This is a genomic window from Propionibacterium sp. oral taxon 192 str. F0372 (assembly GCF_000413315.1).
Classification (GTDB): domain Bacteria; phylum Actinomycetota; class Actinomycetes; order Propionibacteriales; family Propionibacteriaceae; genus Brooklawnia.
On record NZ_KE340297.1, the window covers coordinates 292,616 to 305,959 of the forward strand.

The 13,344-nt window shown below is 61.5% G+C and carries 13 protein-coding genes; 9 read left to right on the forward strand and 4 right to left on the reverse strand.

The genetic code is table 11. The annotated features are described in order from the left end of the window. The first annotated feature begins 9 nt into the window (after window positions 1-9). From HMPREF1531_RS01415 to HMPREF1531_RS01455, 9 genes are all read left to right on the forward strand, one after another. Complete coding sequence (locus HMPREF1531_RS01415; protein ID WP_016668101.1) at window positions 10-969, forward strand: C-terminal binding protein; 960 nt, start codon at window positions 10-12, stop codon at window positions 967-969. A gap of 97 nt (window positions 970-1,066) precedes the next feature. Next, complete coding sequence (gene pdxH, locus HMPREF1531_RS01420; protein WP_036897967.1) at window positions 1,067-1,702, forward strand: pyridoxamine 5'-phosphate oxidase; 636 nt, start codon at window positions 1,067-1,069, stop codon at window positions 1,700-1,702. Next, window positions 1,699-2,217 (forward strand): ribose 5-phosphate isomerase B, encoded by a 519-nt coding sequence (gene rpiB, locus HMPREF1531_RS01425; protein WP_232210207.1) that lies wholly within the window; start codon window positions 1,699-1,701, stop codon window positions 2,215-2,217. The genes pdxH and rpiB overlap by 4 nt, the downstream gene beginning before the upstream one ends. Before the next feature lie 141 nt (window positions 2,218-2,358). Next, complete coding sequence (locus HMPREF1531_RS01430; protein ID WP_036896946.1) at window positions 2,359-2,652, forward strand: DUF1540 domain-containing protein; 294 nt, start codon at window positions 2,359-2,361, stop codon at window positions 2,650-2,652. A gap of 479 nt (window positions 2,653-3,131) precedes the next feature. After that, window positions 3,132-4,271: an ABC transporter substrate-binding protein gene (locus HMPREF1531_RS01435; RefSeq protein WP_016668105.1), complete on the forward strand. Its 1,140-nt coding sequence runs from the start codon at window positions 3,132-3,134 to the stop codon at window positions 4,269-4,271. Further along, entirely contained in the window at window positions 4,271-6,088 is a 1,818-nt protein-coding gene (locus HMPREF1531_RS01440) for an ABC transporter permease (RefSeq protein ID WP_016668106.1), read from the forward strand. The genes HMPREF1531_RS01435 and HMPREF1531_RS01440 overlap by 1 nt, the downstream gene beginning before the upstream one ends. After that, window positions 6,085-6,912 carry an ABC transporter ATP-binding protein gene (locus tag HMPREF1531_RS01445; protein ID WP_016668107.1) on the forward strand — a complete coding sequence of 276 codons (828 nt, stop codon included), beginning with the start codon at window positions 6,085-6,087 and terminating at the stop codon, window positions 6,910-6,912. The genes HMPREF1531_RS01440 and HMPREF1531_RS01445 overlap by 4 nt, the downstream gene beginning before the upstream one ends. Beyond that, the gene (locus tag HMPREF1531_RS01450) at window positions 6,909-7,646 is read left to right on the forward strand and encodes an ABC transporter ATP-binding protein (protein ID WP_016668108.1); all 738 of its coding nucleotides are present in this window, start codon (window positions 6,909-6,911) and stop codon (window positions 7,644-7,646) included. Before HMPREF1531_RS01445 ends, HMPREF1531_RS01450 begins: the two co-directional genes overlap by 4 nt. Continuing rightward, window positions 7,643-8,581 (forward strand): uroporphyrinogen decarboxylase family protein, encoded by a 939-nt coding sequence (locus tag HMPREF1531_RS01455; protein ID WP_016668109.1) that lies wholly within the window; start codon window positions 7,643-7,645, stop codon window positions 8,579-8,581. The genes HMPREF1531_RS01450 and HMPREF1531_RS01455 overlap by 4 nt, the downstream gene beginning before the upstream one ends. Window positions 8,582-8,683: 102 nt before the next feature. Here HMPREF1531_RS01455 and HMPREF1531_RS01460 read toward each other — a convergent pair whose 3' ends face one another. From HMPREF1531_RS01460 to HMPREF1531_RS01475, 4 genes are all read right to left on the reverse strand, one after another. Next, a complete protein-coding gene (locus HMPREF1531_RS01460) occupies window positions 8,684-9,523 on the reverse strand; it encodes a hypothetical protein (protein WP_016668110.1) in 840 nt (279 codons plus the stop codon). A gap of 82 nt (window positions 9,524-9,605) precedes the next feature. Further along, the gene (locus HMPREF1531_RS01465) at window positions 9,606-10,943 is read right to left on the reverse strand and encodes a M20/M25/M40 family metallo-hydrolase (protein WP_016668111.1); all 1,338 of its coding nucleotides are present in this window, start codon (window positions 10,941-10,943) and stop codon (window positions 9,606-9,608) included. Between the two features lie 187 nt (window positions 10,944-11,130). Then, the gene (gene groL / locus HMPREF1531_RS01470) at window positions 11,131-12,750 is read right to left on the reverse strand and encodes a chaperonin GroEL (RefSeq protein ID WP_016668112.1); all 1,620 of its coding nucleotides are present in this window, start codon (window positions 12,748-12,750) and stop codon (window positions 11,131-11,133) included. A gap of 257 nt (window positions 12,751-13,007) precedes the next feature. Next, window positions 13,008-13,295, reverse strand: a complete 288-nt coding sequence (locus tag HMPREF1531_RS01475) for a DUF3263 domain-containing protein (RefSeq protein WP_016668113.1) — start codon at window positions 13,293-13,295, stop codon at window positions 13,008-13,010. Between the last annotated feature and the right edge of the window lie 49 nt (window positions 13,296-13,344).

Here is a 13,344-nt window from a genome sequence, read left to right on the forward strand (position 1 = left end):
GGGACCGCAATGCGTCTGACCATCACCGATCTTGACCACGAAAGCCATGACATCGAGAAGGAGATCTGCGCAAACGAGGGTGTCGAGCTGACCTTCCTCGATGGGGATCGCGGTGCCGGTTTGGACCCGCGCGCGAAGGGCACCGACGCCATCGTCGCCCAGTACGCCACCATTGATGCCGAGGTGATGGATTTTCTCCTACCGGAGTTGAAGGTCATCGGCCGGTACGGTGTGGGCCTGGACACCGTCGACCTGGCCGCTGCCGAGGAGCGCGGCATCACCGTGGTCAATGTGCCGGATTTCGGCACCCATTCGGTCTCTGATCACGCGATTGCCTTGGCCGTTTCCCTGGTCCGTAATCTTCCGGGCTTGGAGAAGGTGGCTCGTGCATCCTCAGCCGATGTCGCGAAGGCCGCACCGATCCGCCAGTTCCGCAACCAGACTTTCGGTCTCATCGGCTTCGGACTCATCGGCCGCGCCACCGCCGAGAAGGCCCGCGGGCTGGGCTTCAAAGTCATCGCCTACGACGCCCTGATGGCACCGGGTACCGAGATCGACGGGTTCACCACCACGACTCTTGAGGAGGTGCTGGCCAATTCCGACGTGCTGTCCCTCCACGTACCGCTGCTGGAATCCACCAAGCATCTGATTAACGACGAGACCATCGCGACAATGAAGGATGGCGCTATCCTGGTCAACACCGCTCGTGGCGGGGTTGTCGACACCGCGGCGGTACACCGGGCGATCGCCTCTGGGAAACTGCTGGGGGCGGGGCTCGACGTGCTGGAGACCGAGCCGCTCGACCCGAGTGACCCGATCGCATCCTGCGAACGAGTCATCATCACCCCGCACGCCGCTTTCTACTCGGAGGAATCCTACGCCGAGCTGAAGCGCCGCACCGTGCAGAACCCGATCGACGTTCTCAAGGGACGCAAGTGCGAGAACATCGTCATCCCTCGTGTCAAATGAACTGACGGATCGTTGAACGGCCCCGGACCGCTCCGGGGCTGTTCGCTTCGGATAGGCCCGCCCGCCACCCGTGAAGGAGTCGGCCTATCATGAGGGCGTGAGAAGGCTGGCTGATCAACGCAAGAACTACGAGCGCGGGGAACTCGACGAATCCGAGGCCACCAGCGCCCCACTGCAGATGTTCGAGAAATGGTTCACCCAAGCCGAGAAGGCCAAGGTGCCCGAGCCCAATGCCATGACCTTGGCCACTGTAGGCGCTGACGGCCGACCCTCAACTCGCGTGGTACTCATCAAGGACATCGACGAGCGGGGAGTCGTTTTCTACACCAACTACAACTCCCGCAAGGGACAGGAACTTGCGGCGAATCCGATGGCAGCCCTCCAGTTCCACTGGGTGGAACTGGAACGGGTGGTGCGCATTGAGGGCCGGGTGGAGAAGGTTTCGCCCGAGGAATCCGACGCATATTTCAACGTGCGTCCACTCGATTCACGTCTGGGCGCCTGGGCCTCCCCGCAGTCAGAGGTGATCGCCAATCGCGCGGTGCTAGTGAAGAACGTCGCCACGCTCACCACGAAATTCGGACTGAATCCCCCACGGCCCGAGCATTGGGGAGGGTTCCGGCTGGTGCCGGATACCTGGGAGTTCTGGCAGGGCCGCACGTCACGGTTACACGACCGGTTGCGTTACCGGCTGGTCGACGGGAATTGGCACAGGGAACGTCTGGCACCATGAGGGGTGCTGAATACGGCAATACGACACTGGGAGCGGCAATGAAGGTAGGCATTGGCAGCGACGGCTCGGGGTTCGAGCTGAAGAAGATCGTCAAACAGCACCTGGCCGAGCAAGGGCATGAGGTCATCGACTATGGTCCTGCCGAGGACGAAACCCCCGAATACTCGGCCACCTATGCCCGTCGTGTGGCCCACGCGATTCGTGACGGCGAGATCGAGCGTGGAGTACTGATTTGTGGCACCGGGATCGGCATCTCGATCTCGGCGAACAAGGTGCGCGGTATCCGGGCTGCGGTCTGCTCAGAGCCGTTCACCGCGCGGCACACCCGGGAGAACAACGGCTCCCAGATCATCGCCTTCGGGGCCTTCGTCGTGGGACCGGAGATGGCCAAGGCAATCTGCGATGCCTTCCTGAGCGCACGCTTCAAGGGCGAGACCGACGAAGAATTCAAACAACGATTCGCAAAGATCGCCGCGATCGAGAATGAGGAGATCGCCCTCGCCAATCAAGGCTGAGAATGCCAAGGACCGAGTTCAGGCTTGCCTTAGCAAGGGGCAACTTCCCTCGCCAAGGCTGCCCTGAGTTTTGTTGCCAGTCGATTCGGGACGGTTTAGCGTCGTGTTCATCGAGGTGGTTGACCGCCACCATGAACACATCTGAAAGGTTCTGATCTTATGAGCACCATCACCGCAGTTAAGGCTTGCGCCGCCACCAAGTGCGCCTTCAACAACAACGGTTGCACCGCCGTCGCCGTTACCATCGGAGGCGCCGAGAAGGCAGCCTGCGAAACTCTCACCATCATCGACGCCCGCGCCGGGCTCTCCTCGGCCAACGGTCAGGTCGGTGCCTGCAAGCGTCTGGAATGCAAGCACAACTCCGACCTGCTGTGCACCGCTGCCGGTATTAATCTCGACGACGTGGCGAACTGCGCCTCCTACGAGGCACGCTGATCCCGGGGGGATCGGGCTCACAGGAGTTCACCCCCATCGCAGAACCTTCAAGGGCCGCACCCATTCGGGTGCGGCCCTCGTCGTGTCAGCTGATGCCTGTTCCCATACTCACCGCGGCGAATAACCGAAACGACGTGGTTTCTGGTTCACCTCGGCATCTGTACGTCCACATCGTGAACGACTTTGACACATGGCGTCGAGCATCATAGATTGAAAATTGTTCATACCCCAAGGAGGCATCATGCACGCATCTGCAGGCCTGGCCATCATGGTCGATCAGGGCCTCACCATGTGCAGCTGTCCTTGTTGTTGTCGCTGCTGTCGTTGATCTGACCAGCGCGTATTCACTCCCCGGCCCGTCATGGCCGGGATGACAAAGGTTTGAGTCACCTCCGTTAAACGACTTTTCCCTCCGCTGGCAGTTCCTTGCGGAGTTGTCGTCGGATGTCATTGTCATTCACCCGAACACAGGATCACCCATGCCCGCATTCAGCAAGAAATTGATGGCTGCCCTGGCCATTTCCACACTCAGTCTGCTCGGGGCCTGCTCGGCCACCAACGGTTCCTCATCAAATTCCTCCGGCAGCGATAACGTGCGCTTCGGGGTGTCCGGTCCCATCACCGGACCCAGCGCCGAGTACGGCACCTACTGGAGAGAAGGCTTCGATCTGGCCCTCCAGGAGATCAACGCCGACGGCGGCATCAATGGCGTCCCCCTGGAATTAGTTTGGGAAGATTCCCAGTCAGACCCGAAGCAATCGGTGCCAATCGCGCAGAAATTCGTCGCTGACAAGACCATCGTCGCCGAACTTGGGGATTTCAGCTCGCCGGCCTCAATGGCGGCCTCGGCAACCTACCAGCAGGCAGGCATGGTGCAATTTGGCTTCACCAATTCGGCGGCAGGGTTCACCCAGGGCGGTGACCACATGTGGAGTTCCATCCTCACCCAGGCCTATTACCAAACCAAAGCCGCAGAACTCGTGAAACAGCACTCCGATAAGGTGTCCGTCGTCTACTTGCAGTCCGACTGGGGCAAGTCCTCCTTCGATGCCTTCAAGCAGGAGGCCGAAAGAATCGGTCTGGACATCGCCTACGAATCAGCAATCCAGGCCGATTCTGAAGACTACCGCCCCGTGCTGATCAAGGCTAGAGACGCCCAACCCGATGCCATCGTCCACATCGGTTATGCCCCCGACGGCGCACGGGTGGTGCGTCAGCTCCGCGAATTGGGTTGGGACAAGGAGTTCTTCGGCGGACAGTCAACCCCGCAATTCATTGAAGCGGCCGGGAATGCTGCAGAAGGCACGATCATCAGCGAGAACCTGTTGATCGGCAATGACTCGGCCACCGTCACACAGCTGTACCAGAAGTTCCGAGACGCCTATGGTCATGACCCTTCGGTGTTCTCCGTCTACGCCTACGATGCCTTACGCATCCTGGCCCAGGCCGCCGAGCGCGGCGGAGCCACTCGAGAAGGCGTATTCCGAGGACTCAACGAGGGCGGTAGTTTCACCTCCGCCCAGTTCGGGGAGTTCACCTTCGGCGAGGACCGGCGTCCCAACAATGTTCCGCTGTTGCCGCTGGTGGTCCGCAACGGCGCCTACGAAAAGTTGACCTAATGCTTGACACAATCATCTCCGGACTCGTCCACGGCAACGTGTACGCGCTCGTTGCCGTGGGCATCTCCTTGATCTTCGGCGTCACCAACGTCGTGAACTTCGCCCAGGGCTCCATCATGGGGTTCGGGGCAATGCTCGGCTGGTGGTACATCGGAGTGCTTGGTTGGCCATGGTGGCTCTCTCTGGTGGCCGTGGGCGTCTCGGCTGCGGTGATCGGCTGGTTGGTCAATCTCACGACCGTGCGCCCGCTCATCAAGGCGCCCCCGATCGCGGCCCTGCTCACCACCTTCGCAGCCTCCATGGTTCTAGACAATTTCTCGCAGATGGTGTTTTCCACCGAGACCCGTGCCTACCCCGAGCCGCTGCCCACCGATAACATCCAACTTGCTGGGCTGTCATTGGGCACCAGCGACCTGGTCACTTTCGGCTTCACTTTGGTGACGATGCTGGCCCTGGGCGCCTATCTCAGGTTTGGCCGCGACGGGCGGGCGATCCGAGCCTCCGCAGCCGATCCGGACGCAGCCCAGCAGATGGGGGTGGAGGTGCGCCGGGTGCAGAACCTGTCCTTCATTCTGGCTTCAGTACTCGGTGGGATCGGCGGGGTCTTCTTCGGTATGTACTCGGGAATAGTCACCCCCACCTCGGCCTCGTTCACCGGCACCGTCGGATTCGTCGCGGCCGCCCTGGGCGGGCTGGGCTCCATCAGCGGCGCGGTGGCCGGTGGGCTGCTCATCGGGCTGCTGGAAGCCTTGGGTATTTACCAGTTCGGCGGAGGTTTTCGTGACGTTTTCATCTTCGGTCTGTTCCTCGTCGTGCTGCTGGTGCGCCCGCACGGGTTGTTCGGCTCACGCAGGACCGTGACTACCGAACCAATGACTGGGACCTTCTTGGGAGCGGGTCGGTCCATCCCGATCGGCAAGTGGGGATGGGCCGGTCTGGGAGCCTCAGCAATCGGGTTGCCATTCGTCGCCGGACCGGTGGTCGCTTCGGCTGGTTCACAGGTCGCCATTTACGCGATCATGGCCATTCCGATGGTTCTGCTTGCCGGGTCGGTGGGGCAGGTCTCGCTGGGGCAAGCGGCACCCGTGGCAATCGGAGCCTATGCCTCAGCACTACTGACGACCGAACTTGACCTACCATTCGCCATGGGCCTGCTGGCTGGCGGAGCAGCTGCGATGGTGATCTCCACCCTAATCACTCTGCCGATCTGGCGGCTCAACGGGCACTACGTTTCCATGGCGACGATGGCCCTGGCTTATGTCGTCGTCGGGGTGATCCTGAACTGGGAACCAGTGACCAACGGCGCCTATGGGATCGCTGGGATTCCGGCACCGCAGTTCTTCGGTACGGTACTGATCACCCCTGTCCAGCACTATCTGCTGGACTTAGTGATCGTGATGCTGGTGCTGTGGGTGGTGCTGCGCATCCAGCACTCTCACTTGGGTACCGTGTTAGCCGGGGTGGGCTCTGATGAGACCGCATCCCGGTGCCTGGGAATCCACACCCGGGACTACAAAGCCTTGGCCTATGCAGTCTGCTCCTTCTGCGCGGGTGTCGCAGGCGCGCTGCTCGCCCATCAATACAACTACATTGATCCCACGGTATTCACCATTCAGATGTCGATTCTGGTGTTGACCATCGTCGTGCTCGGTGGACTGAACTCCCCCTTCGGGGCGGTCATCGGGGCCGTTGTGCTGGTTGGATTGCCCGAGGCGCTGCGCATAGCCAACGACGTTAGGATTCTCGCTTATGGGGTAATCATGATTGTCATGATCCGCTTCCGCCCGCAGGGACTGTGGATGAGGAGGGCATCATGAATGTGCTCGAGATCACCGGACTGAGCAAATCCTTCTCCGGGTTGAGAGCCGTGAACGGGGTCGGCCTGCGGGTTGCCGAACATCAGACGGTATCAATCATCGGCCCCAACGGGTCGGGCAAGACCACCACCCTCAACTTGGTCACCGGGGTGCTGCGCCCCGACGCAGGAACGATCCTGATCAACGGACACCCGCTGCCTGCCAGGCACCCGGAACAGGTCGCAGCCTCGGGAATACTGCGTACTTTCCAGAACGGGCGGGTTTTCGGCAATCTGAGCGTCAACGAGAACATTGAGATCGGAACCCATCTGGGGCTACGTGCGAACCGTCCGTTCAAGGTCTTCGCCGCCCACCCGCTGATGGCCTGGCTGCCAATGCTCGCTGAGGTTCTGCTCGCCTGTTTTCCGACCCCTGCTGCACGACGAGAACTCGCCGAGGCCCAAGAACGTGTCAACGAACAGGTGAACCGTTTCCCGGAGCGGCTCGGCCCCCGGCAGAATCACTTGGCCCACACCCTGTCCTATGCCAATCGTCGGCGCACCGAGATCGCCCGATCGTTGGTCGCAGGCCCCGAGCTCTTGGTGCTTGATGAACCGACCGCCGGGATGAACCAGTCAGAGACTGCCGAGATGCTCAAACAGTTGCTGGAACTGAAGGCATCAGGGCAGGCGATGCTACTCGTTGAACACAAGCTAGATCTGGTGATGACCCTGTCCGACTGGGTCTACGTGATGGATGGGGGTCAGGTGATCGCTTCCGGCCCTCCGGCCCGGGTGCGCACAGATCCTGCGGTCATCGACGCTTATCTGGGGAGGAAGTCATGAGCCTCATCGAGTTGAACCAGATCAAGGTCAGCTACGGGATGGTCAAGGCACTCAACGGCATCGATCTGATGATGAATTCCGGAGAGATCGTCTGTTTGCTGGGTGGCAATGCCTCAGGCAAATCAACGACCATGAAGACCATCCTGGGCCTGGTGCATCCCACATCGGGAGCCATCAGGTGGGATGGTCATGAGATCACCACCTGGCCCACCCCACGGCGTATCGCTTCCGGTATCGCTTCGGTTCCCGAAGCCCGTCGGATCTTCGGCCCGATGACTGTGGAGGAGAACCTGCTGATAGGCGCCTACACTTGCCGTGACCGGCACCTCATCCGACAGCGCCTAGCCGAGCAATATGACCGCTTCCCCAGGCTCGCCGAGCGTCGCACCCAGACAGCAGGAACCATGTCAGGCGGTGAGCAGCAGATGCTGGCCTTCGCCCGCGCTCTCATGAGCGGTCCCCGACTGATCTGCATGGATGAGCCGACGATGGGGTTGTCCCCCAAGCTCGTCGACGAGGTGCTCGCGAGTATTGCTGACCTGAACCGTGATCTGGGTATCACGATCCTAATGGTCGAGCAGCAGGCTGAACTCGCCCTGTCCATCGCCCATCGAGGCTACGTACTGGCCACCGGGGACATGGTGCTGTCCGGTGAAGCCGCAGAACTGCTTGACAACCCTCGGGTCCAGGAGGCTTACCTGGGCCGCACGATTGCGAACGGAGAAACAGAATGATCACCAGGCGTGAACGATTCCTCAGTGCCGCCAGCGGCCAGCAGGCCGACCGGCCGCCGGTCGGTGGGTGGATCCACCACGGCTCCTCATTCTGGGCCCCGGAGCAGGTGGCCGAGGCCCACTTGCGTTTCATCCGCCACTATGACTGGGACTACATCAAAGTGATGGATGATTTTCGGCTGGAAATTCCTGCCGGTCTCACCGAGATCACCGATCCAGCACAGTTCGAGTTGATCAGTCCAGATCCCGAGGCGGTTCCGGCCAATCTGGTCAAGCAGTCCGAAGTACTGCGGATCATCCGGGCGGAAGAACCCGACAGGGCCATCATTGAGACGATCTTCTCCCCGAACCAGACACTGGTGCGTGCTCTAGGTGATCGAGTGGTTGATTTCTTCAGAGCCGACCCGCAACTGGCTCATCGCACCATCTCGCGGGTGGCCGCCCAGTTGTCAGCCTGGGCCGTACAGCTCGGCAAACTTGAGGTGGATGCGGTCTTCCTGGCGGTCAACGGGGCCTCAAAGGATCCGACCAGTTGGGGGTTGTCCCCCGAAGAATTCTGTGACTGGATCGCCCCTTACGACAAGCAAGTCCTTGAGGCTGCGGCCCCATTGGTGCGCATCGCTCACCTGCACGGGATGGAGGCTGATCCCGAGCTGATCCGCGACTACCCGGTGGAAGTACTGAGTTGGTCGGACAAGGACTCAGCTCCGACAATCGCCACAGCAAAAAGCGATTTCGGGTGGATCCCGATGCTCGGCCTCGACGAGGTGACATCCTTGTACTGGACTCCCAGCCAAGTCTTTGAGCAGGTGCTGGATGCCCGCCGTCAAGCCGACGACCAACTGATCATCGCGCCGAACTGCACCTTGCACTCGGATGGTTCACCATTGGTGCTGGAAGCGCTGCGCGCCTCGGCAGATCTGGTGCTCGATTGAGCATCACGTGGGTGTGAGACTCGGCCCTACACCCACAGGGTTGAAGCACATCATCCTGCCTGAGGCATGTTTCGTGCCCGCCATGGGGCCGCCCATGACGGCTCAGACAACCCCATCGTGTACCACGGCAACGAGCAAGAGCCGGTCGAGTTGCCCGGTGAGATCCTCCAGGGTCGTGACGCCCTTGTCGAAGGCTACGAAGATCGAGGTGGTCGCCTCGGGAAGCACTTGCAGCCACGTGATCCCGGTGGCGTCGATGTCGGCGCAATACATCTGCCCCCACACATGCGCGCAGTCGGTCCGTTCGGCGCTGTGGCTACGCACCCTGCCGGTCAGCTTGCCGGTGAGCACACACCGGTGGATCGCATGAACCGCATCGGTGCCCATGGCTTGCACCATGTGGAATGCCTCAATCTGGTCGACTCCCTGCAAGAAACGAGGAGAACCGAGCATGCCATCGGCACGCAACAGCTCATGATCAAAGGAGCGCACTCCCTCGGCGTCATGCAACAGCAGTCGCGGTACCTCAACCAATCCGAGTCGCCCGTTGGGCAGGGAGGCAACCATCTCGACCTCCGGAGGAAGGATGTTGCCCTCGATCATCGCGGTGCGGGTGGCCTCGGGGGCCCAGCGCAGCACCCCCAACCCGTGCAAGGTCGCGACGATCATCTGGAGATCGGGCTCGGGCGATTCCTTGGTGATATCCAGACGGACATCAATGCCCTGGGCGAAGGGCATCTCATCGACCGGATCGCCCGGCTGTGGGCTGACAGCCACGACGAGCCGCCCGTCGCACGTCATCCCGTGAACCAAGGAGTTGATGGTGATCACCTGTCGATAGTCGATCAGCTGGGCAAACCCATCCCCGTGCAGCATCCGCAGAACCATCGACAAGGCGGTTGCGTTCGCATTCAGCCCATCGCACCCGACAACGTCGTCCATGTGCAGCCTCCCACTATTCGGTGAGGCTACCCTAATGCCTTCCTGCCGGACATGTCCATGGCACCGCGGCGCCAGATGCGATTCATTCCCCCAGTTCGGCCAGGAGCAGCGCCTCGGCCAGACAGACCTTCTCCCAGTCCGGCACATGCAACGACTCGTCGATGCCATGCATGCGACAGTCGGGGTCGGACACGGCGGTGCCCAAGACCCCTGCATCGGGAAAGGCGGCCTGGAACTCGGCGATCATCCCGATTGTTCCACCAGTACCGATCAGCAGCGGGTCCACGCCGAAAGCAGCGCGCCAAGCACGATTAGCCTTCTCCTGCAGTCCATGCTCCAGAGTTATCAGGGCTGGGGAAGCGGATTCGCCATTGGTGACGGTGAGCTGGGCATTCCAACTGACATGACTTTCCAGGTGGGTTTTCAGGCAGTTCCAGGCATTGGCCGGGGTGTCCCCGGGGGCCACACGCAGCGAGATCCGTGCCTTGGCCATCGGAATGAGGGTGTTAGAGGAATCGGCGATCGAAGTGGTGTCCAAGCCAATGATCGAGATCGACGGCTTGGTCCAGGTGCGCGAGGTGAATGCCCCGGTGCCGATGAGCTGTACCCCGTCGAGCAGAGAGGATTCGCTGCGTACGGTGGCCTCATCCTGGTCGACAGCCACCTCGTCACTGGATACTAAGCCTTCGACGGCAACGTTGCCCTGTTCGTCGTGCAAGGTGGCGAGCAGGCGGCACAGGGTGGTGAGAGCATCGGGGACGATCCCACCGAACTGGCCGGAATGCACCGCGTGCTCCAACGTGCGCACCTCGACAACACAATCGACAACACCACGCAACGACGTTGTGAAAGCGGGCTGGCCGATGGCCCAGTTACCACAATCGGCAATGATGTAGAGGTCGGCCGTAAGTTCGTCACGGTGCTCGGCGAGAATCTTGCCCAAGGTGGGTGAGCCCATCTCCTCCTCACCCTCGACCAAGACGATCACATTGACCGGCGGCTTACCGTCAAAGGCTCCCAAGGCAGCCAAGTGGGCCGCCACACCGGCCTTGTCGTCGGCGGTTCCGCGGCCATACAGCCGGTCCCCGCGCCGAGTGGCTTCGAAGGGCGCGGAAGTCCATTGGGAGACCTCGCCGGTGGGCTGGACGTCGGTATGCGCGTACAGACAGACGGTGGGCAGTGCGGGATCAACGTCGAAGTGGGCAATCAACGCAGGATGCCCACCGGCGGAGACGACATCCAGCCGAGTGGCACCCAGTTCGTCAAGGTGAGCAGCGATGACGTCGATAGCCCGGGCCACCTCGGCGGCGTACTGGGGCTGGGCGCTGATCGAGGGGATCGCAACCAACTCGACCAACTCGTCGGTGACCTTGGGGAGAACCGCGGTAAGACGTTCACGAATCGCTGCTGCATCAACCATGATCCAAACCTATCGCTGCCCTGTCACCAGACATCATGAGGGCACCCGCAATGCATCGAAACGATCGCGACGGATGTCCCCGATATGAGAAGAACTGCTGCGAGAACGCACGTACGCCACAAGCCCAACATGCCGCGGGGCGGGGAACCAATCGGCTCCCCGCCCCGCGGGCTTACAGTGCTTCGGATCAGTACATGCCGTCCATGCCTTCGGCACCACCCGGCATCGCGGGAGCCTTCTCAGGCTTGTCGGCGATGACCGCCTCGGTGGTGAGGAACAGTGCGGCGATGGAGGCCGCGTTGGCCAGCGCGGAACGGGTCACCTTGGTCGGATCGAGAATACCGGATGCGACCATGTTGGCGTACTCACCGGTGGCCGCATTCAGGCCCTCACCCACGGGCAGGGACTTAACCTTCTCGGCCACGACGCCACCCTCGAGCCCAGCATTGGTGGCGATCTGCTTCAGCGGGGCCTCCACAGCAGCCAGCACGATCTGAGCACCAACGAGTTCCTCGGCGCTCAGGCCGGAGATGTCGGCCTTCCCTGCAGCCTGGAGCAGAGCTACACCGCCACCAGGCAGCACGCCCTCCTCGACAGCCGCCTTGGCATTGCGCACGGCGTCCTCAATGCGGTGCTTGCGCTCCTTCATCTCGACCTCGGTGGCGGCACCGACCTTGATGACGGCCACGCCACCAACGAGCTTGGCGAGACGCTCCTGGAGTTTCTCCCGGTCGTAGTCGGAGTCGGAATTGTCAATCTCGGTGCGGATCTGCTTGATCCGTGCGTCGATCTGCTCCTTCTCGCCCGCGCCCTCGACGATTGTGGTGTCATCCTTGGTGACGGTGACGGTGCGGGCACGACCCAGCAGGTCAAGCTCGGCGGTCTCCAGAGACAGTCCGACGGTCTCGGAGATGACCTGGCCACCAGTAAGGATGGCGATGTCAGCCAGGATCGCCTTACGACGGTCGCCGAAGCCGGGGGCCTTCACCGCAACCGACTTGAAGGTGCCGCGGATCTTGTTGACGACCAGGCCTGCCAAGGCCTCACCGTCGACGTCCTCGGCAATCACCATCAGCGGATGACCGGTCTGCTGCACCTTCTCGAGCACCGGCAGGAGCTCCTTGAGGGAAGACACCTTGCCGTCGACGATCAGGATGTAGGGGTCGTCCAGGACGGCCTCCATCCGCTCAGCATCGGTGACGAAGTAGCCGGAGATGTAACCCTTGTCGAAGTTCATGCCCTCGGTGAGCTCCAACTCCATGCCGAAGGTATTGGACTCGTCGACGGTGATGACACCTTCCTTGCCAACCTTGTCCATGGCCTCGGCGATAATCTCGCCAACCTGGTGGTCACCAGCGGAGATGGACGCGGTCTGGGCGATCTGCTCCTTGGTCTCCACCTCGGTGGACATGGCGGCCAGCTGATCGGAGACAGCGGCCACAGCCGCCTCAATGCCGCGCTTGAGTTCCATCGGGTTGGCCCCTGCGGCAACATTGCGCAGACCCTCGCGAACCATCGCCTGGGCGATGACGGTCGCGGTGGTGGTGCCGTCGCCAGCGATATCGTCGGTCTTCTTGGCGACCTCCTTGACGAGCTCGGCACCGATCTTCTCGAAGGGATCCTCGAGTTCGATCTCCTTGGCGATGGACACGCCGTCGTTGGTGATCGTCGGGGCACCCCAGGACTTTTCGAGCACGACGTTGCGACCCTTGGGGCCGAGGGTCACCTTGACCGCGTCGGCCAGGGTGTTCATGCCCTTCTCGAGACCCTTGCGGGCCTCACTGTCGAATTCAATGAGTTTTGCCATGGTTCTTGGAAAATCCTTTGGCATTCAGGGGCCAGGCCCCGTTGGATTGTCTTGTGGTTGTGGCCGCTCGGGCCCGCCCACTCGGCGGCTGATGCCCGCGACGGACGACCCTTGGGTCTCACCGGCTGCCAGTGAACGTTGGCACTCGTTGGCTCGGAGTGCCAGATCAATTATTAGCACTCACCCAAAACGAGTGCAAACATCTGCGCCCTGGCAAGCGGGGCCCACAGCAGTGACCACGTTGTTGAAGTTGCTGATCAGCGGGAGGTGAGCCGCGATGCGGAGCGCTCGCGCTGACGCTGCTCGCGCAATCGGCGAAGCCGCTTCACCAACAGCGGATCGTGACACAGCGCCTCAGGGCGATCGAGCAGAGAGTTAAGAATCTGGTAGTAACGGGCGATGGTAATGCCGAAGCGGTCACGTATCTCGGTCTCCTTGGAGACCTTCGCCTGCCACCAGCACTTCTCGAAATCCAGAATGGCCATCTCCTGTTCAGTGAGCGGAGTGGATGGGGGGGTCGTCGTGGACTGAAGTGCCTGAGCCATAACCCGCAGCCTACTCGGCGCATCACGGCAACGTCATTGTGACGCCTCG